Origin of the sequence: Neobacillus drentensis, from assembly GCF_036965425.1 — a bacterium.
GTDB lineage: Bacteria > Bacillota > Bacilli > Bacillales > Cytobacillaceae > Neobacillus > Neobacillus drentensis_F.
Window position 1 is genome coordinate 1 of sequence record NZ_JBALPP010000003.1, and the last position, 19518, is coordinate 19518.

Consider the following 19518-nt stretch of genomic DNA (forward strand, 5'->3'; position numbering starts at 1 on the left):
AAATAATACCAATGGATAAATACTGGGAATTAGACATTCTTCTAGAATATATATAAATACACATAAAATATAAATGCACTTTATACTATATCAATAAAGTAAAATTATTTTATAATTCTGTTTATCAAACAAAAAAAGATGACATCACAAGGGAGATTGATGTCATCTTTTTATTAGTTTTTATTTATGCTACTTTTGATTCCAGCTGAACTCGTGGTGAATTCCACATACTAATCCATTTCTTAATTGCACTCACCATAATTACCATTCCAAGTATTAACATGATGATTGATAATATTCCATTAAGAACACTATAGCCAGTTGAAGCGGTATTGAGATAAACGTTTTTTACCATCCAGTATCCTGCATAGTTTACCGTCACGAACAAATACGAAAGCGGGACAAGGCAAGTAAGCATATAGCGTCGTTTATCTGCAAATTTGAGAATAACAGTGGCACCAACTATTAGACCAATCGAAGCCATTAATTGGTTTGAAACTCCAAACAGAGCCCATACAGAACCAATGTCGCCTGAGAATAATAAATATCCCCACATAAAGCATGCTAAAGCACTTGCAATAATTGACCCTGGAAGCCAATCAGTTTTTTTCAAAGGTTTATAAAATTCACCAAAAAAGTCTTGTATTAAATAACGCGCTACACGCGTTCCGGAGTCAATCGCCGTGAGGATAAACACCGCTTCAAACATAATGACAAATTGGAAGAAATAAGATGATAGCTTCGCAAACCAAGGAATACCAGTAAAAATGTAGGTCATCCCGACAGCTAAGGTAACTGCGCCACCGGTTCTGCCTTCTAGATCAATCCCAATTTCCTTAGCAAGTTTCGGTAACTCCACCACATTCATGCCTAAAGTCTTGAATACTTCAGGTGTTGAGTTAATAGCAAAGTAATCTGCAGGCTGGAGAGCAGTTGCAGCAATTAACGCCATGATTCCCACAACACATTCAACTAACATTGCTCCAAAACCAACAACCTTAATATCTGACCAACGATCTAGCATTTTTGGCGTTGTACCTGAGCCAACAAATGCATGGAAGCCGGAAATTGCACCGCAGGCAATGGTTATGGAGATAAACGGCCATACTGGTCCACCTAAAACCGGCCCGCCCCCTTGAGTGAATTTTGTAAAAGCCGGCATCTCAATAGTAGGATTAATAATAAATACTCCAATAATTAAAGCAATAAATACCCCTATTTTCATAAAGCTGCTTAAATAATCGCGTGGCGCAAGTAAAAGCCAAACTGGTAGGGCTGCTGCAAAAAATGCATAGATTGGCAGAATAATAGCCAATGTTTTTGTGTCTAATGTCAACCAATCACCTAAAGCCGTATCTTGGATAGAAGGACCAACAAAAACTCCAACCATGACAAGAATAAAGCCAATTGTTGAGGTTAATTTCAAGTTGCCCGTTTTTTTATAAGCAATTCCTACAAACATTGCAATTGGAATCGTGATTCCTACCGAAAACGTTCCCCATGGATTGTTTTCGAGAGCATGAAGTACAACCATGGATAGACCTGCCATCGTTATCGTTATTATGAACAGCATCGCTAGACCCGTACAAAAACCTGCAACTGGTCCAAGTTCCTCTTTTGCAACTTCGGATAAGGATTTTCCTTTTTTTCGCATAGATGCAAAGAGAACTACTGCATCATGAACCGCTCCGCCTATTACCGCTCCAATCAGCAGCCATAATAATCCTGGCAAATAGCCAAATTGTGCTGCAAGAATAGGACCTACAAGAGGCCCTGCTGCTGCGATTGCAGCAAAATGATGACCAAATGTTACCCACTTATTAGTTGGCACATAATCCTTTCCATCATTTAATTCATGAGCTGGTGTCGGTTTTGAATCATCTAATTTCAACACCTTTACAGCCATGAATGTTCCATATAAGCGATAAGCAATCATCAAAATACAAATTGAACCTATTACAATTGAAACCGCATTCATTTTATTTCAACCCCCTGATTCCTTTTTTCTTATCTCTATCATATCGAAAGAAAACGTTACCATTAGGTTTTCAGGCTGAAATGCAAGAATTTTCGGATGAAAAACAAGAATAATAGTATGAAATACAAAAACAACTGCTCAAAAACCGAGCAGCTGTTTTAGCTCTTTTGTATAAGTTCTGCTGACCGGAACTTTTTCTCCATCCTTCATGATTAAATTATAGGTTGAATTAAACCACGGCTCAATCTCGTTAATCGCATCAATATTTACTAGATAAGCCCTATGAACTCGAAGGATGGAAGAATGGTGAAGCTTCCTTTCAAACATGACAAGTGGGTCATTTACAATGTGTTTCTGTTTATATGCGGCTATGACAGTTTTCCCCTCGATTGAACCAATATAATGAATTTCATTAAGATTTATCAAGACAATTTTTTCATCAACAGTAACAGCCAGCTTTTCTGTCCTCTCATGAGAAAGAGATTTTTTTCTTGATGAAAGAGTAATGTTTGGTTCCTTGTTTCCAACAACCCTATAAAGTTTTTCAATCGTCTGCTGGACTCTCTTCTCATCAAAAGGTTTAAGAATATAATCAGCCGCATTTAATTCAAAAGCCTTTAAAGCATACTCATCAAAAGCTGTTGCAAATACTATTAATGGAGGATATTCCAATTCATTAATTCGCGCGGCAATTTCCATTCCGCTTTCATCTGCAAGCTGGATATCTAAAAAAATAACATCAATTTCAAGGTTCGCTAATTTTTCAAAAGCCGCCTCAACAGAATCTGCCTCACCGGCTATTTCAACCTGTTTGCTCCTTTTAAGGAGAAAGACCAGTTCATCCCTTGCAAGCGGTTCATCATCAACGATAAATGCCTTTAGCAACAACCTCACCCCATTTTTGTTGATTTTCAGGTAATGTTATGAAAACCTTGGTTCCTTTATTAGGCCAACTGTTTATTTGAAAAGAGGCGGTTTGCCCGTAGATTTCTTCAATCCGTTTTTTGATATTCCATAAGGCCGTACCAGTTCCACCCACTGAATCCACCGTCTGATTTCCTAGTGAAGAGAGTAATTCTTGCGAGATTCCTTTTCCGTCGTCCTCCGTTAGCAGAACTATTTTCTCCCCTTCTCTAAAGCATCGGACCTTTACTGTACCATTTTGAGCTTTAGGGAATGCATAACGAATGGCGTTTTCGACAAGCGGCTGTAAGGTAAAAGGAGGAATCAGCACCTTTTCTAATGATTCATCTATATCTAATTCAACCTTATAACGGTTCGGAAAACGCGCCTGCTCGATCGTTAAATAGGCATCAACATGTTCAAGCTCTTTTTCAAGGGGTATTAGCATTTGCCTCGAGCCCTGAAGATTGCTGCGAAAGAAAGTACTTAATTTAATCAGAAGGCTCCGTGCTTTATCTGCATCCGTACGTATTAGGCTGGAGATTGTATTTATAGCATTAAACAAAAAATGAGGATGAACTTGAGCTTGTAAAGCCTTTATCTCAGCATCCTTTAATAACCTTCTTTGCATTTCGAGCTCACCCATTTCCAGCTGTCCTGAAAACAATTGGCCTAATCCACCCGCAAGTTCTTGTTCAACAAGATCAAGCTTACTGACATCCGTAAAATAAAGCTTTAACGTACCAACGGTTTTTTCGTGGACCTTTAATGGTAAGACGATGGCCGCCTTTAAAGGGCAGTTTGAGTCAAAGCACTTAATTTCTTCTGGGGATTTTGCAATAATAATCCTGCCCTCGTCCAATACTTTTTTCGTTAATTCTGTTGACATATTTCCAAGCGGGACATGATGATCGGAAGCAGCCCCGACATGGGCTAATACCTGTGTTTGGTCAGTGATCGAAATCGCATCTGCATGTGTCCATTTCAGAATAATTTCAGCTGCTTTCTTGCACGAATCAACATTCAAGCCTTGACGAAAGAACGGAAGTGTTTGGTTCGCAATATATAAAGCTTTATGCGTTTGAAGTGCGCGTGTCCGCTCCTGCTCTTGAAGAATTTCCTGTATAATGAGCAGGAATAATAATGTACCAAATCCGTTAATTACAATCATCGGGAAAGCAATTAATTCGACAAGATGCAGCGCTTCCTCATATGGCTTTGCTAAAAGAAGAATAATTCCCATTTGGACACATTCCATTAAAACTCCCATGATGACTGCTTTCCAATGGGAATTTCCATCTTGAATTTTAAAGCGTTTGCTTAAACTGCCAGTAACTATTCCAGCCAAAATGGTGGACAATGCACAAGCAAATCCTGTAAAACCACCCAATGTCAATCTATGCAAACCGGCGATTAACCCTACGCCAACACCAACTATTGGACCGCCCAGCAATCCTCCCATCGTTACACCCATTATTCTCGTATTTGCAATGGCACTTTCACTATCCATATCTGACAGCCATTCCTGGGAGGTAATGGTACCGTGTCCAATCTTTACTCCTGTATAATTACTAATAATTCCAAATACACCAAAAATGGCAATCATGACTATCTTTGCCCGAATGCCATGCTCATTATGGATAATCTCACGAAAAGATTTCATTCTCGAGAGAAGGAATGCAACAATGATTAGGATTCCAACACGCTCTAACATAAGCGGCAATAATTCAATCATAGTACTCTCCTTTTTAAAAGACTTTCTTTGATAATATAACTATATCAAAAAAATAAACTAACCGGTCAAACGAGCGGTTAGTTTTGCTTGTTAAATATTTACTAGTTCCTCTTTTCTCCCTGACGGAAGTACCATCGTCACGATGGTCCCTAGCCCTGGTTCGCTTTGATAGGAAACTTTTCCACGCATTGTTTCTATAATTCTTAAAGAAACAGACGTGCCTAGACCAGTACCTTTATCTTTTGTCGTATAAAATAACGTTCCTATCCGTGATAATTGTTCAGGGGTCATTCCTTTTCCAGTATCAGAGATTAATATGGAGGCCGAGGTTTGATCTGATTTGTTATGTATGGTTACTTTACCGCCTTCTGGGGTTGCTTCAATCGCATTTTTAATTAAATTAACGAGCGCTTGTTTTAATTGGTTACGGTCAGTAAAAAGAATAAATTCCGCATAATCAAGCTGACTTTCTAACTGAACACCCTGTTTTGCTGCCAAAGGAGCTAGAAGCATCATTACCTCTGATAAAACCTCGGTCAACAGAAATTCTTCTATTTTTTCAAATTTTGGTTTTGCAAAATTCAGGTAGTCATTGATAATCGATTCCGCACGAGCTAATTCACTTAATACTAGCGTAAGATATTCATAATTCTTCCCTGCCTCTTGCTGCTGCATCAACTGAAGAAATCCCTTGACAACTGTTAATGGATTGCGGACCTCATGTGCAATGGAAGCAGCAAGTTCTCCAAGCGTATTAAGCTTTTCGGCACGCTGGATCTCCTCCTTCATTTTATTTCTTTCAATCATTCCTTCATAGAGCTTTGCGGCTAAAGCAATAGAAATGGTTTCAATTAAACCAACAAGGAGTAGGTCTGGAATATTGAAGTCTAATTTAAATAAATCTCCCTCAAAATAGCGGGAAACTCTAAGTGATAGATAGCAAACAACAAGAGACCAGCCACCGGCTAAGATAGTTAGAATTACACGTTTATTTGGCGGGCAGTTCCAAAACTTTTTGATCATGAGAAATGGAATAAGAGCAGTAAATAAACTGTTTACAATTCCAAATAAAACTGTATCTCCTCCCATTAATATACGGGCAATAATAATGGTTAGTAAAACCGTACCTCCTGCAGCCCTCCCTGCGTATAAAAAGGCTACAATAACAGGAACATATCGGAGGTCCCAATAGAATCCATAGTTGGCATATGAAAAAGTCATGCAAGCAAGCGCCGCAATACTGTGCAATATTCCTACAAGGTAGGGATTATTTAATTTGTTCTTATGATCTAAAAGCGCGCTACAAAAAAGGACAGGTGCGATGGTGATTAATAAATTCAAAAGAAGTTTTTCTGCCAGCATTGTATTCCCCCACAGTTAACCATATATAAGGATAACAATACGACGAAAATCGTCATATTCCTTCAATTTTCAAAAAATTATACTAAAAAAAAATCATCGGCTTTTTCCCGTAAAATTACCATAGTATACATAACATTTCCTATCTTCGTCAATTTCCCTGGAATCCATAGCGAACTCAACAAATTTCCCATTCTTTTGTATATAAATATACTCTGAGTGGAGGGCAGGGAGCACTTCCTCATGATCCCAAACATCCTTATGCTCTATTAGGCTTGAACCGCTTCTATTAAGTTCTCTTATCTCAAAGCCAATATGAGAATAGTGGATTTCCGCTGAATCATTCGTAAAACTTTCTTTTTTGATGTATATTACTGCAGTCCCATCCGGGTCCATGGCAGTTGCAGTGACAACATATGTCTCTCCTTCTTTCACAAAAAATTCACAGGACATCCTTGCCACTGTTTCTGAAGCAGAAAGATTCATGTAATTCCAAAGGGCAGGGTACTGGTGGTCATCATCAAGCCGATATTCCAGTCTCACAGGTTATCACTCCTTTTCTACTAATTTTACCATTGTTTTCCTCAATTTTACTTTTATAATTAAAATATATAACAAAGAAGGAGAGTGGTAAGGTGAAGAAAACACAATGGTTAATAACTGGTGTTCTTACTTCTCTTATGGCCGGAACGCTTTCAGGCTGTTCAGATGATCTTCCGCCAAAGCCCAATGACAGCAGCTGCAGAGATTGGGAATGGGACGATGATCAAGGTGTGTGGCAATGCGATGACAGCCATTCAAGTCATTATGGACATTATTTTTACGGGGGAAGCTATTATAGGAATAAATCCTCCCTCTTGAAATCCTCCTCCTATAAATCCTATAAATCTTCCTCAAGCTTTAAGGGAGGATTTGGGAGCGGGTCGAAAGGTGGATTTGGAGGATAGAAATGTCTGATTATGTTGAAAAACGCAAAGACTTTTATGCACGATATCCATTCTTTTGGTCAGATTTATACGGGAGCGAGTACAGTCTTTTTCACGTATTTACAATAACGCAGGAAATCCACCTTAGAATTAAACAAGCAACAGAACGAATGGGACAGATTTTTTTTAAGACAGCCGTTCTGCTTCGAAATCTGACGGATGAACAGCTGCTTGAATTCGGATATCCAAAAGGGAGCCTTCCATTTATTAGAGAAAAAACTCTTTTTCCGGAATCTGTTATTTCCCGTTTCGATTTCGCGCTGACGAAAAATGGCGTTAAATTACTCGAATTCAATAGCGACACACCAACCTTTATTGTGGAATGTTTTCAAATGAACGGACTGGTTTGTGGGGAATTCGATATTCTAAATCCGAATAATGACGGGGAAAGGCTCCTTTCCTCTGGTCTTACAAAAGCCGTAATAGAGGCGTCAGCCGGAAAAATGTCACCGAACGTGGTGTTCACTGCCCATGAGGATCATATGGAGGATTGGAACACCACTCTATATTTAAGTGAGCTTTGTCAGGTGAAAAATAAAACGGTTCCTTTAAGTGATCTTCGCATCACAAATCATGCTTTATTCGATCCAGACGGCGAGGTCATAGATGTTTTGTACCGCCAAACCTATCCACTTGAGCATCTTATCGAAGACAAGGACTCTGAATCAGGCGATCTTGTTGGAATCGAATTACTAAAGCTTGCAAAGGAAGGGAAAATCTCGATTGTAAATCCTGTTTCCGCTTTTCTTCTCCAGCCTAAATCCATTCAAAGTCTAATTTGGGGATTAGCTGAGCAAGGAGCCTTTTACTCAGCAGAAGAACAAAAATGGATTAAGGAATATATGCTTCCTACCTATCTTGAGCCAGATTCATTTTTAGGCACTTGTGCCTTTGTCCAAAAACCATCGTTTGGCAGAGAAGGAGATTCTATTAAAATTTGGAATCAACATTCCGAAATCACTGAGCAAAATTCATTTCAAACCTATGAACAAGAACTTCCTGTCTTTCAGTCCTATGTACCTCTTCCAACTGTTTCACTGGAAACAGAAAAAGGAATGGAGGAACTCTCCTACGTGTTCGGTTCATTTCTTATTGCCGGCAAGCCTAGCAGCATTGGAATTCGTGCAGGCGGGAAAATCACAGGGAATGAATCTTACTTTTTACCGGTGGGAATAAAAAAATAAGGGGGAACGTAAATGGCAAATTTCTTATTATACTTGGCCGTATCGCTTGGGCTTTTACTAGCGGGACTTTTTCTTATGGAAGTAACAACAAAGGTTAAGGAATTTTCTTTAATGGCGAAAGGAAATAAAGCAGCGAGCTATGTACTAGGCGGCCGTCTCCTTGGTCTTGGAATCGTTTTGTATTCAACCGCTGCCAATTCGATTTCTCTCATAGACATGGTAATTTGGGGAGCGATTGGCATTCTAGCGCAGATTATAGTTTTTTACCTAGCAGAATGGCTGACACCACGATTTAATGTCAACCAAAGCATCGAGGAAGATAACCAGGCAGTCGGACTTTTTCTTATGTTTTTATCGATTTCAATCGGGGTTGTGATTGCCGGCTGTTTAACCTATTGAAAAAACGCATCCCGTGGATGCGTTTTTTTAGATGGCCTGGTAGGTTTTCTTGTCGCAAATGACAAATAACCTTGCGTCCTTAGGAATAGGTTCTTGCCATTTTTTCAAAATGTTCAAATCGCTTCGGTCTGCAATTAATTGTGCCCCTTTTTGCTTAAGACTTTCATATGCCTCCCCATAAGTTTTCCATTCAGGGTTAACTTCAACCTCCCATAAATCACTTCCATCCTCACCGTCTTTGCGGCTTAATAATTGTGTGAAGAGGTGGCTGGCTCCTTTCGTCTGAGCAGATTTTGCCATCAGATTAGATACAGATTCGTGCGAAAGGATAAATTCATCAATTTTAACATGCTTAAAATTACCAACATGCTTTTCATTTAATATCTCTGCAATCGTATAAATTTCTTTTTCCGTGCCGTCATCGTACCGTTCAATCGAGGAAGCTACTAAAAGTGTTTTTCCATCCGCCAGATCCGGATTGTCGATACCATCTGGAGCAAACAAAAGAACCGCTTTTGCTTTTTCAATCTTAGCTTTTCTCAAAATGTCTTCATCAGTCGGACTCCCTTGAATATAAAGAAACCGTTCATGTTCATAGGGGGTCTTCTCCAATTCATCTATTAGAACAATTTCAGTTTTAGGTTCTGCTATAAACAATTCCTTTATGGTATTCTTACTTTTAGCCGTCCACCCGACAATAACAAAATGATTTTCTCCTCTAAAAGTCATTTTACCTTCCTCCTTCATCCGTTTATACTGGGAAACACCATCGACAATCATGCCAATCACCGTACCAAACACTCCAATCCCCAGTGTATAAACAATGAGCATAGCCCAAATTCTTCCTAGCGGTGTGGTAGGAAAAACATCCCCATAACCTACCGTTGTCATGGTCGTTAAAATCCACCATACAGCATGGAAGGTATTTTCAAAGGTCTTCGGCTCTAGAATCCTTATAATTTCGGCATTTATAACAATATAAAGGATTGTAATCAACAACACCGTTCTGTAGCGGTACCTGGACGCCGTTAAAAATAATTTCCGAAAAAATATCATCAATGCCCCACTCCCCTTTTTAAATTGGAAAAAAATGAAATGATTTTCTTAAAATCTACTTCATTTGGAATATGGGCTGAGTTTTCGAGAGTGATAAACTCCTTGCCTAATGGGGCATTTAATTTTTCAAAAAATTGCTTCGCTGACAAATAATTTGCCGTTAAATCATGTTTCCCTTGTAATATATAGAAAGGTACCTGAACGACTAATAGGCTGAAAATAGCACCTGACACTATTATCAAAATATCCATAAAATTTCCCCTATACCTTATTTTTCTATTTGTATTATACTGTTATTTTTCAATGATAAGAATATTAAGCGATAAGATTAATGTTCAGGATAATTTTTGGAAATCTATTGACAAAACAACGTAATTCCTTTAATATTAATTTTTGTGCTTTACAATTAGTAACTTGTAATAGAAAAAAGAACGCAATGTAAGAATTTTTCTGGCATTCTGCTTATGTTTTAAAATAAAAAACTTATTCACACTGGATCGGCTTCGGAGCCGTTAGGATGTAAGAGAGGTAGGGCTTACGTCGTTTAGGTATAAAACCATCGGGTGGAAGAATAACCGCGGCAAGCTTGTTTTTTATAAACAACTATTATATATAAATTTTTACCTTGCGATGGCTGACTTGGAAAAACACAACCATTCACAAGTTACAATATCGGTTCAAATTAAGAACCAAGCCAAAAAGAAGGCAGAGGGATGATCATTCCTCTGCCTTCGCCAATTTCTTGGGAAGAATTAGTTTAGATAGCTTTGTGTCAATAATGGAATGTTTTTGTTTCTAAAGCACAAATAAGGTTTCCAATTAAATAAGAAGCAGTTCGTTGCCCGAAAAAAGAAAATAGTGGCTTCCACAGTAAATGAAAGTGCGGTTCATTTACCCAAATGCAATATTACGAGCTTATACGGTAAATGAAAGTACGGTTCATTTACCCAAAAGTATTATATTGAGCTTAAATGGTAAATGAAAGTGCAGTTCATTTACCCAAAAGCAATATTACCAGCTCATACGGTAAATGAAATGTAAATCAAAGCTCCCCAATAGAATACTTTACATTGCCTTCAGAATAAAAATGACCTGATTTTCCATTCAGGCCATGCACTTTAGTTTTCTATAATAATTGCTTGTTTTCCCATTTGCTCCCAAGCTTTAATAAAATTGTCTCGATCCAATTTTTTATTTTTGGTGCCATATGGATCGTTAATATAAATATAATTTTCATCGTAGCCTGTGATAACGACGCTGTGTTCACTAAAGGTAATGTCGATTTTTCCTTGCGGGGTATCCCATGTTTGAAAGACAGAAACGGGAGCGAAGCTAGCTGTAGTAATAATCCAAACTGGATGACCCTGGCTTATCTTCTTTAATAAATCCGTAAACGGACTGCCAGTTAAATTGACTGCTTTATCACCTGCATATTTCTGCGCCAGCTCATAGACAGGACCATTATACACACCTAACCCAGGACCGTGTGCCATATCTCCAACAAACCCTGCATTTGGATTTCCTTTCTTGCCATTACTGTAGGTTAACGGAACCGTTTTAATATTTTTCGCCAATTCGTTTTTCGTCACTTTTACCCCACTGTAATTCAACAACATGGCTAGGCTAGTAACCTCGCACCCATTATATAAAAGCGGTTTATCCATTTGATTTAACAAGGGTACATCTAATAGTTTACTATCAGGTAAAATGGGGCTTTCTTTCTGTAAAGCTACCTCTCTCGTAATCAGTGGAGTATTAACAGCCTTAAATTCTGGTAAAGCCACGCTCGACTTCACCGCCAAAATACTTTTTGCGCTAAAAAAGGTTATTAATAAAATGATACCGATAATCAACATTTTTTTCATATCCGATTAATTCCATCCTTGTTATAGACTTGGCTGAAAATTCATACTAGTAATATACTACTAATTACCATACCAAAAAATCTCTAAACGATAAAGGAAAATCATTTCCAATTAGATAATAACCGGATTACCTTAAGTTTTCCTTAAAAGAAATGCTCTTTTGCAGAACGAGCAAAAGAGCATTTTTTTTAAGTTCGTGTTTTATTTAGATGAAGCTTTTTTAATAACTGGTTAATTACTTCAGAAAAAACTAAACCGAAGGCAATCGATCCGGCAAGCATGAGTACTTTTGCCGCAGAGCCCAAAGCAGAATTATAATCGTTTTCAACAAAATTCCTCATCGCATCATAAGCTAGACCGCCAGGCACTAAAGGAATAATCCCGGCTACACTAAAAATGATGACAGGCATTTTATAAAACTTTGCCAGCTCCTGACTAATGACTGCAACAAAAACAGTCGCAGCCAAAGTTGCAAAAACGGCATCACCTGAAAAATCCTCGAGAAGATAGTAAATGAGCCAGCCACCCATGCCTATAAGTCCACATTTTACTAAAGATTCTTTTGGTGCATTAAAAATTATCCCAAATGCACCTGTTGCAATAAAACTCGTGATTAACTGTGCTAGTATAGCCAATTTTATCCACCCTTACAAAAATGATAGGACTACTGCAATTCCTGCACCGATGGCAAAGGCTGTCAAAAATGCTTCTGCCCCTTTTGACAGTCCGGAAACCAAATGTCCTGCCATTAAATCCCGGATTGCATTCGTTACTAAAAGCCCCGGAACTAAGGTCATGACCGAACCGATAATGATTTTATCCAATTGGTGGCCAATACCGATTATTACAAAAATAAAAGACATCAATCCAATTATGAACGAAGCTAAAAATTCCGAGAAAAACTTAATTGGGACGAACCGGTGAAAATAAATAAAACTAAGATACCCAATCCCACCAGAAATGAGCGAGGGGATAAAATCATTCCAGCCCCCATTAAACATAATCATAAAACAGCCGCTTGCCAAGGATGCCGCAGCCACTTGCACCATAAAAGGAAAAGTAAGATTTAAGGAATCAATTTCTTTTAATTGATCTAATGCTTCTTTAAGTTTCAATTCGCCGCTGCTAATTCTTCGCGAAATGCTGTTTACCATAGCGACCTTCTTCAAATCAGTGGACCGTTCGGAAATCCTGATTAGCTTAGTCTTTGTCGGCTCCGCTCCTTCAGCAGAAAAAATGATACCGGTCGGAGTAACATAACTATGTGTTTTTTCAATGCCAAAGGAGGCCGCAATCCGCATCATTGTATCCTCAACCCGATACGTTTCCCCGCCGCTTTGAAGCATGACTTTTCCAGCTAGCAGGCAGACCTCCATAATGTCATAGGTTTGTTCAACTTGTTTTTCCATTAATTTTTCACCACATATTTCAACATTTGTTTCTTAGTTTAATCAAAACAAAGATTTGAAGCAATTATCTTTGACTTAAATATTCACCAAAATGTTTAATTTAGGAAAAAATAATTATTTAAATTTTCTAAAAAATGAATTATACTATTGTCATATTTTAGCAAAAGGTGGCGATATGATTGAAAGCATTAAAATCCATTTTAATCTGGGGTGTAATTGCAGCCTTGGGTTCTGCAGGATTTGCGGTGATGGCCTTAAATAATGGCGAAAGCATCAATGCCATTTGGCTGTTAACAGCTGCTGTTTGTGTCTATGCGATTGCTTACCGTTTTTACAGCAAGTTTATTGCCCAAAAGGTTTTCCAGCTTGATGATTCAAGGAAAACACCGGCAGAAATACATAACGATGGTAAAGACTATGTTCCCACCAACAAATGGGTGCTATTTGGACACCATTTTGCTGCGATAGCCGGTGCAGGTCCATTAGTAGGTCCAATTTTAGCAGCTCAAATGGGATATTTACCTGGAACCCTTTGGATAGTAGTGGGGGTTGTGTTAGCTGGTGCTGTTCAGGACTTTATTATTCTGTTTGGATCCATGCGCCGAAACGGTAAATCTCTTGGTGAAATGATCAAGGATGAGATGGGTAAATTTACAGGCATTGTTTCCATGATTGGTATTTTAGGCATTATGATCATTTTATTAGCGGTTTTAGCATTGGTAGTTGTGAAAGCGCTTGTAGGCAGTCCATGGGGAATGTTCACAATCGCCGCAACGATTCCGATTGCCATTTTTATGGGAATTTATATGCGCTTTATTCGTCCAGGCCGTGTGGGTGAGGCATCAGTGATTGGTATTGTGCTTTTGCTCCTTTCCTTATTCTTTGGGCAAACAGTTGCTGAAAATCCAGCACTTGCAGCGATGTTTACCTTTAAGGGTGAAACTATTGCCATCATGATGATTATCTATGGTTTTGTTGCGGCGGTTTTACCTGTTTGGCTGCTGCTCGCTCCTCGTGATTATCTAAGTACCTTTTTAAAGGTTGGGACTATCCTTGCACTTGCCTTGGGCATTATTATTGTTGCCCCAAATCTTGAAATGTCTGGCGTTACAAAGTTTATTGATGGAACAGGCCCGGTGTTTGCTGGAAACCTTTTTCCTTTCTTATTTATAACTATTGCCTGTGGGTCTGTTTCTGGATTCCATGCACTGGTCTCTTCCGGTACTACGCCAAAAATGATTGAAACTGAATCACATGCCCGCCCGATTGGCTATGGGGCCATGCTGACAGAATCGTTTGTAGCCGTCATGGCGATGATTGCAGCATGTGTGCTCCATCCTGGGGTTTATTTTGCAATAAACAGTCCAGCTGCCTTAATCGGGACAGATGTTGTTCAAGCTGCCACTACCGTATCAAGCTGGGGTTTTACGGTCACTCCTGATGATTTAAAAACAATCGCCAGCAATGTTGGAGAACAAACCATACTCTCTAGAACTGGCGGTGCACCAACACTTGCGATTGGGATGGCTGTTATTTTCTCAAAAGTAATTGGCGGGAAGGCCTTAATGGCGTTTTGGTACCATTTCGCCATCCTTTTTGAAGCGTTATTCATCTTAACAACCATTGATGCGGGAACCCGTGTTGGACGCTTTATGATTCAGGACTTGATTGGATCTGCTTATAAACCATTTGCCAAAACTGAAGCGCTCATTCCAAACATAATTGCCACGGCGCTATGCGTTCTCTTCTGGGGTTACTTCTTGTATCAAGGTGTCATTGACCCGCTCGGCGGAATCAATACTCTTTGGCCGTTATTCGGTATTGCCAATCAAATGCTGGCGGCTATTGCCCTTCTTCTCGGTACAACTATTCTTTATAAGATGGGCAAAAAAGCATATGTGTGGGTTACTTTGCTGCCGACAACCTGGCTGCTAATCGTCACGTTGACAGCAGGATGGCAAAAATTATTCCATGACAATCCAAAAATCGGCTTCTTGGCACATGCGAAAATTTTTAAAGAGGCATATGATGGCGGCAAGGTACTTGCTCCGGCAACGACTGCCGCGCAAATGAAACAAGTTTTAATTAATGATTATGTTGATGCCACCCTTACAGGAATATTCATGGCAGTTGTCATTGTTGTATTAATCTCAGCAATTCGTATTTGGTTCAAAGTGATCTCTAACCACAAATTACCGCTGCACGAATCGCCATATGTGCCTCGTGACAAAGGAGATTTCCAAAAATATGCTTAATAAATTAAAGGAACTTAATTCCTTCAGAAAGCAATTTATTAGTCTGCTAGTTGGTGTCCCCAGCTATGAAACCTACGTTAAGCATATGGAATTGCATCATCCTGGTGAGATCATAAAATCACGAAAAGAATTTTTCTGTGAAGCACAGGAAGCCAGATACAACGCAAAGGGCGGAAAAGTATCAAGATGCTGTTAAAGCGAAAACAGCCTGACACCTATTTAGGTGCAGGCTGTTTTTTATGGCTATTTTCACAAAGATTGTTGTTTTTGGTATAGCTTCATCAACCCGTACAACATGATTCTTTGTGGCATCTTTTCGTAAATCATTTGCGAAAATTACCTGGAAACTTTGTAAACGACTCTTAATAAGTCCCAAGAGCAACAAAGTTTACGAAAAGAGCCTTTTTTATTGGTGCCAAATTTTCATTAAAACTAGATTTACAACTACAAGCAAACCATAAATGAAAGCTAGCGTTTGTTTTTCAGCAAAAAACAAAGCGACTGCTGGTAATCCAAAAATGACAATCTCTAATACTAGAAACGAGAAACCACTTAGTACGAATGGTGCCTTCGGTGCCCCAAACATTCCCCAAATAACTGCTGCAAGTAGGGGTGTTCCGATGCCAAGCAGGATTTTGATTATTGTTCCTTGTGAAACATGAAATCCCCAATAGCCTAATATCACAAGCACCAAGATTTCTAAAAGGAATCGAATACCAAGATTAATTGCTTTTAATGCCTCCATCCTTTTCTCCCTTTTTATGACGTAATCTTTAAGTTTATAGGTTTATCAGCGAATCGAAAAATTTTTATCCCTTGATGATAATAGGACTAGTTTTTATGTTTCCTTTACGTATCTTTTTTAGATATCGTTCACTCAAAAATAGATTAATGATGATCCCAACAATGACTGCAAGTGGAAAACTAATGGCGAATCCTAGATGGAGAATAAACATGAAGATTGGCACAAGGAAACGGAAGGTGACAAAGACAAGTGTAATGGCATAACTCCGAAGCATCCATTCTTGGTGGCTTTGAATCTTTCGTTCCCGTATTCTTTTAAGGCCAATGAACGTGGTTAAAAACCACAATGCATCAAGAATGAGAAACCCAATTGTTGCACCGATCCCGCCTGTTGCATAAAACGCAAGGTAAATTCCCGCGGGAACGCTTAGGAGAATCGATGTTGCATATATTTTTCCAAGAGTGCGATGTATTTTTATATTTTTCCGGCTCGCCTTTAATAACTGAAATGGCCCGAGAATTAGAGCAATCGACCCTGTTGTAATATGAAAGAAAAATAAGACTTTCCATGTATTGTAATGGAAATGAGGATTTTCTAACTTTCCGGAAACAATTCCAGTCTTGCGCGGATCGTTCAAACCATACATCACCAAAATATATCCAATGAAACCTAAGACGACAAAATAACTTAACCAAACTTTCCAATTTATTTTCCGGTTTGCCATCTACCTCTTCCTCCTTACGTTAATCCCTTGATCATTGAATTGACCTGAAAATCAATAAATCCTTCTTTTTCATGCCAATGAAAGTCCGGGAAGGTTATTAATAGACTTGTGATGCCATGAAGTGACGCCCATAAAGATTGTGCAGCCATATGTGCATCGTGTTTCTTAAGAACTCCTTCATTCATTGCTGCCATTACCATTTCGGTTAGTAATACAAACCCTCTTACCCGGTCATCTTCTTCTGTCATCACCTTTTGAAGCTGATGCAGATTTTCGACGAAGATTAACCGGTAATATTCAGGATGCTTTAATCCAAAATCGATATAGGCATATAACGACGCTTTCAGTCTTTCCCCCGGATTTCTAGATTTACAATCAGCCACACCTTCTTTTAAGCATGTAAGAAAGATGGCATAGCCGTGTTTTAATAAATGAATCAAAATTTCCTCTTTGTTGGCAAAATATTTATAAATAGCTGTTGCTGAATAATCGATTTGCTGGGCGATTTTTCTCATCGATACATTTTCATACCCGTCTGTTAGAAACAACTGGACCGCCGCTTCAATGATCTCAAGCCTCATCTCCTCAATTTCCCGTTTTCGTCTTTCTTTGGTGCCCATTTCTACTTCACACTCCAAGTCTTTTTCAATGCAGTTAACACTGTTAACTAATATTACAGTGTTAATTATATAATGGATGAAAAATTTGTAAATACTTTTTTTGGAAAAAAATAAAAAAAGGACGAGTTTCATTCAACCCGTCGTGTAGAGCACTACTCCCCAATATTGTTTTCATACCATTCCTGAAGATCTTTCAAGGAAGTAAAAGAGAAAATTTCTTCGCCGTTTTGACCATTATCAAAGCCAGAGTTACCTCTTAAAGTAATTTGACCTTCATCACCTGAAATTAAGATGGCATAGGGATGATTCACATTTATGTACCTTGCATCTAAGTCATTATCAATCCAGTTCTTGCTATGCAAAAATGCTTCGTAATGTTCCATTCAACTTCCTCCTTTCACTATATTGTTCCAATAACATAAAAAAAGAAGACAACTAAATTGTCTCCTAAAGATTTTTTTCGATAAATTGTAATGTTTTTTCGATTATGATCTGTTGATCATTATCAAGTGTAGCCACATGATAACTGTCTTTCATGTGATGAATTTCTTTTTCCTCAGAACTGATTTCATCAAAGATTAGTTGCGAATTATTAGGAGGAACGACATGGTCCTCATTGGAAACAAATATTAATGATGGGCAGTTAATCTTATGGAGGTCAGCCCTAACCTGATCCATAAAGTTTAGGACTTCCTTAACGGATTGAACAGGTGTTTTTTCATAGGCAAGCTCTTTTACGTCTGGCTTTTTAATATCTGAACCAACTCCATCTAAAAATCTAACCCCTTCTAACTGGCGGACAGGATTCATTTCAGGAATATCCACTGCTGCATTGATTGCGATAATCGCACGAATTTCCGGGTGATTTTCCGCCATATAAAGTGTCAGCGTCCCGCCCATTGAAAGCCCCGTGACAAATATGGTATCACACCGCTCTTTTAACCATTGAAAACCCTCTTCAATTGACGCAATCCAATCCTGATAAGTGGTTTTCTCCATATCCTCATAATGGGTACCATGTCCTTTAAGGCGCGGTCCGCACACCGTGTAACCAGCTCTAGCGTAGGCCTCACCGAGCGGGAACATACTCTGGGTTGATCCGGTAAATCCATGTGAAATTAAAATTCCAACATGACTCCCTTCAAAATAAAACGGTTCTGCGCCTTCTAAAATAGGATATTTCATCCCCATTCCTCCTAAATTTTTCTATTTAATATGTATTCGATTTTACCTTTAGATTACCTGCCATATTTAAAACAAAAAACCTATCCAACCAAGGGAATAGGTTTTTCATTGTTTATTTCTGTTTATAGTAGGTTATCGCTAAAGCAAACGCCAAAACTGCTCCTTTAACAATGTCCATCGCATAATATGGTACCGACATCATCACAAGACCGTTTTGTAAAATTCCGATCAATACCGCACCTATAAACGTACCAAACGCATTTGGCTTTCCTGCCCCAAGGACTGAAAAACCAATAAATGCAGCTGCCACAGAATCCATTAAATAAGGTGCACCTGAATTAATTTCTGAAGTCATAACCCGTGATGCAAGAACAATGCCTCCGATAGATGCAAAAAGAGCAGAAAGCAAGTATGCTGTCACTTTATACTTATTTACCGGAATACCGGAAAGTCTTGCTGCTTCTTTATTGCCGCCAATAACGTACATATAGCGCCCATGTTTGGTATAAGTCAAAAAGACATGTACCAAAATGACCGTCACTGCCATGATGATAATAATCCATGGTACCTCGCCGATTTTTGCAAAAAATGGACTGATGAGGCCGGCTGCCATGGAGCCATCCGGCATAACCATGTTTTGTGACACAGTTGCGCCCTTTGTGTAGGTTAGCGCTGTCCCTTGGATGATAAACATCGTAGCAAGCGTTAACAGCATATCAGGAATTCGAAGCTTTACAATCATGAAGGAGTTGATGGCGCCAACTACTAATGATGCCGCAATCGCTGAAATAACTGCAATTAAGGTGTTTTGCGAGAACCAAACAAACATGGAAATGACAATCGCGTTTGAAAGGGAGGCAACGGAACCAACCGAAAGATCAAATCCATCCACAGATAAAGATATCGTGATCCCAATCGCAATAATGGTCACAATCGAGATGGAACGTAAAATATTGACAATATTGCTTCCTTGAATAAAGGTTGGATTGGCAAGAGAAAAAATAACAATAAGTGCGACAATCGTAATAATGGTCCCGTATTTATAAAAAATCTGAAAAAGTTCAATTGGCTTTTTCGCTGGGGTCTGTTTGTTTGTTGATATATTTGCTTCCATC

Annotated in this window: 21 protein-coding genes; 5 read left to right on the forward strand and 16 right to left on the reverse strand. The window is 38.7% G+C overall.

From position 1 onward, the window contains the following. Window positions 1–184 precede the first annotated feature (184 nt). The 5 genes from cstA to V7161_RS00125 all read right to left on the reverse strand — a co-directional run bounded on the left by cstA (window position 185) and on the right by V7161_RS00125 (window position 6518). Complete coding sequence (gene cstA / locus V7161_RS00105; RefSeq protein WP_335441730.1) at window positions 185–1978, reverse strand: carbon starvation protein CstA; 1794 nt, start codon at window positions 1976–1978, stop codon at window positions 185–187. Between the two features lie 138 nt (window positions 1979–2116). Continuing rightward, window positions 2117–2863 carry a LytR/AlgR family response regulator transcription factor gene (locus tag V7161_RS00110; protein ID WP_335441731.1) on the reverse strand — a complete coding sequence of 249 codons (747 nt, stop codon included), beginning with the start codon at window positions 2861–2863 and terminating at the stop codon, window positions 2117–2119. Beyond that, entirely contained in the window at window positions 2841–4616 is a 1776-nt protein-coding gene (locus V7161_RS00115) for a sensor histidine kinase (protein WP_335441732.1), read from the reverse strand. Before V7161_RS00115 ends, V7161_RS00110 begins: the two co-directional genes overlap by 23 nt. Before the next feature lie 90 nt (window positions 4617–4706). After that, on the reverse strand, window positions 4707–5978 hold the full coding sequence (locus V7161_RS00120) for an ATP-binding protein (RefSeq protein ID WP_335441733.1): 1272 nt from the start codon (window positions 5976–5978) through the stop codon (window positions 4707–4709). 93 nt (window positions 5979–6071) lie between these two features. Then, a complete protein-coding gene (locus tag V7161_RS00125) occupies window positions 6072–6518 on the reverse strand; it encodes a hypothetical protein (protein ID WP_335441734.1) in 447 nt (148 codons plus the stop codon). A gap of 137 nt (window positions 6519–6655) precedes the next feature. Between V7161_RS00125 and V7161_RS00130 the strand changes: the two genes are divergently transcribed. The 3 genes from V7161_RS00130 to V7161_RS00140 are packed head-to-tail and all read left to right on the forward strand — an operon-like array spanning window position 6656 to window position 8544. Continuing rightward, window positions 6656–6922, forward strand: a complete 267-nt coding sequence (locus V7161_RS00130; RefSeq protein WP_263297723.1) for a hypothetical protein — start codon at window positions 6656–6658, stop codon at window positions 6920–6922. 2 nt (window positions 6923–6924) lie between these two features. Continuing rightward, window positions 6925–8145 carry a glutathionylspermidine synthase family protein gene (locus V7161_RS00135; protein ID WP_335441735.1) on the forward strand — a complete coding sequence of 407 codons (1221 nt, stop codon included), beginning with the start codon at window positions 6925–6927 and terminating at the stop codon, window positions 8143–8145. A gap of 12 nt (window positions 8146–8157) precedes the next feature. Then, on the forward strand, window positions 8158–8544 hold the full coding sequence (locus tag V7161_RS00140) for a DUF350 domain-containing protein (protein ID WP_335441736.1): 387 nt from the start codon (window positions 8158–8160) through the stop codon (window positions 8542–8544). 27 nt (window positions 8545–8571) lie between these two features. On the opposite strand, the gene V7161_RS00145 is transcribed toward V7161_RS00140, so the two are convergent. The 5 genes from V7161_RS00145 to V7161_RS00165 form a co-directional block, all read right to left on the reverse strand. After that, the gene (locus V7161_RS00145) at window positions 8572–9600 is read right to left on the reverse strand and encodes a potassium channel family protein (RefSeq protein ID WP_335441780.1); all 1029 of its coding nucleotides are present in this window, start codon (window positions 9598–9600) and stop codon (window positions 8572–8574) included. Next, complete coding sequence (locus tag V7161_RS00150) at window positions 9600–9851, reverse strand: hypothetical protein (RefSeq protein WP_335441737.1); 252 nt, start codon at window positions 9849–9851, stop codon at window positions 9600–9602. The genes V7161_RS00145 and V7161_RS00150 overlap by 1 nt, the downstream gene beginning before the upstream one ends. A gap of 867 nt (window positions 9852–10718) precedes the next feature. After that, window positions 10719–11465, reverse strand: coding sequence for a C39 family peptidase (locus V7161_RS00155; RefSeq protein ID WP_335441738.1), 747 nt, complete (start codon window positions 11463–11465; stop codon window positions 10719–10721). A gap of 188 nt (window positions 11466–11653) precedes the next feature. Beyond that, the gene (locus V7161_RS00160) at window positions 11654–12100 is read right to left on the reverse strand and encodes a threonine/serine exporter family protein (protein WP_289986678.1); all 447 of its coding nucleotides are present in this window, start codon (window positions 12098–12100) and stop codon (window positions 11654–11656) included. A gap of 12 nt (window positions 12101–12112) precedes the next feature. Further along, complete coding sequence (locus tag V7161_RS00165; protein WP_335441739.1) at window positions 12113–12874, reverse strand: threonine/serine exporter family protein; 762 nt, start codon at window positions 12872–12874, stop codon at window positions 12113–12115. Window positions 12875–13053: 179 nt separating this feature from the next. Between V7161_RS00165 and V7161_RS00170 the strand changes: the two genes are divergently transcribed. Together V7161_RS00170 and V7161_RS00175 are read left to right on the forward strand one after the other, a co-directional pair. Continuing rightward, the gene (locus V7161_RS00170) at window positions 13054–15129 is read left to right on the forward strand and encodes a carbon starvation CstA family protein (protein WP_335441740.1); all 2076 of its coding nucleotides are present in this window, start codon (window positions 13054–13056) and stop codon (window positions 15127–15129) included. Then, entirely contained in the window at window positions 15122–15325 is a 204-nt protein-coding gene (locus tag V7161_RS00175) for a YbdD/YjiX family protein (protein ID WP_335441741.1), read from the forward strand. Before V7161_RS00170 ends, V7161_RS00175 begins: the two co-directional genes overlap by 8 nt. A gap of 210 nt (window positions 15326–15535) precedes the next feature. Here the strand turns inward: V7161_RS00175 and V7161_RS00180 are convergent, their stop codons facing one another. The 6 genes from V7161_RS00180 to V7161_RS00205 all read right to left on the reverse strand — a co-directional run bounded on the left by V7161_RS00180 (window position 15536) and on the right by V7161_RS00205 (window position 19517). After that, entirely contained in the window at window positions 15536–15874 is a 339-nt protein-coding gene (locus V7161_RS00180; RefSeq protein WP_335441742.1) for a YrdB family protein, read from the reverse strand. A gap of 64 nt (window positions 15875–15938) precedes the next feature. Beyond that, on the reverse strand, window positions 15939–16598 hold the full coding sequence (locus V7161_RS00185) for a DUF2306 domain-containing protein (protein WP_335441743.1): 660 nt from the start codon (window positions 16596–16598) through the stop codon (window positions 15939–15941). Between the two features lie 14 nt (window positions 16599–16612). Then, window positions 16613–17218, reverse strand: a complete 606-nt coding sequence (locus V7161_RS00190) for a TetR/AcrR family transcriptional regulator (protein ID WP_335441744.1) — start codon at window positions 17216–17218, stop codon at window positions 16613–16615. A 152-nt stretch (window positions 17219–17370) separates the two neighbouring features. After that, complete coding sequence (locus tag V7161_RS00195) at window positions 17371–17601, reverse strand: hypothetical protein (RefSeq protein WP_335441745.1); 231 nt, start codon at window positions 17599–17601, stop codon at window positions 17371–17373. 64 nt (window positions 17602–17665) lie between these two features. Beyond that, entirely contained in the window at window positions 17666–18409 is a 744-nt protein-coding gene (locus V7161_RS00200; RefSeq protein WP_335441746.1) for an alpha/beta hydrolase, read from the reverse strand. A gap of 106 nt (window positions 18410–18515) precedes the next feature. Then, complete coding sequence (locus V7161_RS00205) at window positions 18516–19517, reverse strand: ABC transporter permease (RefSeq protein ID WP_335441747.1); 1002 nt, start codon at window positions 19515–19517, stop codon at window positions 18516–18518. Window position 19518: the final 1 nt, after the last annotated feature.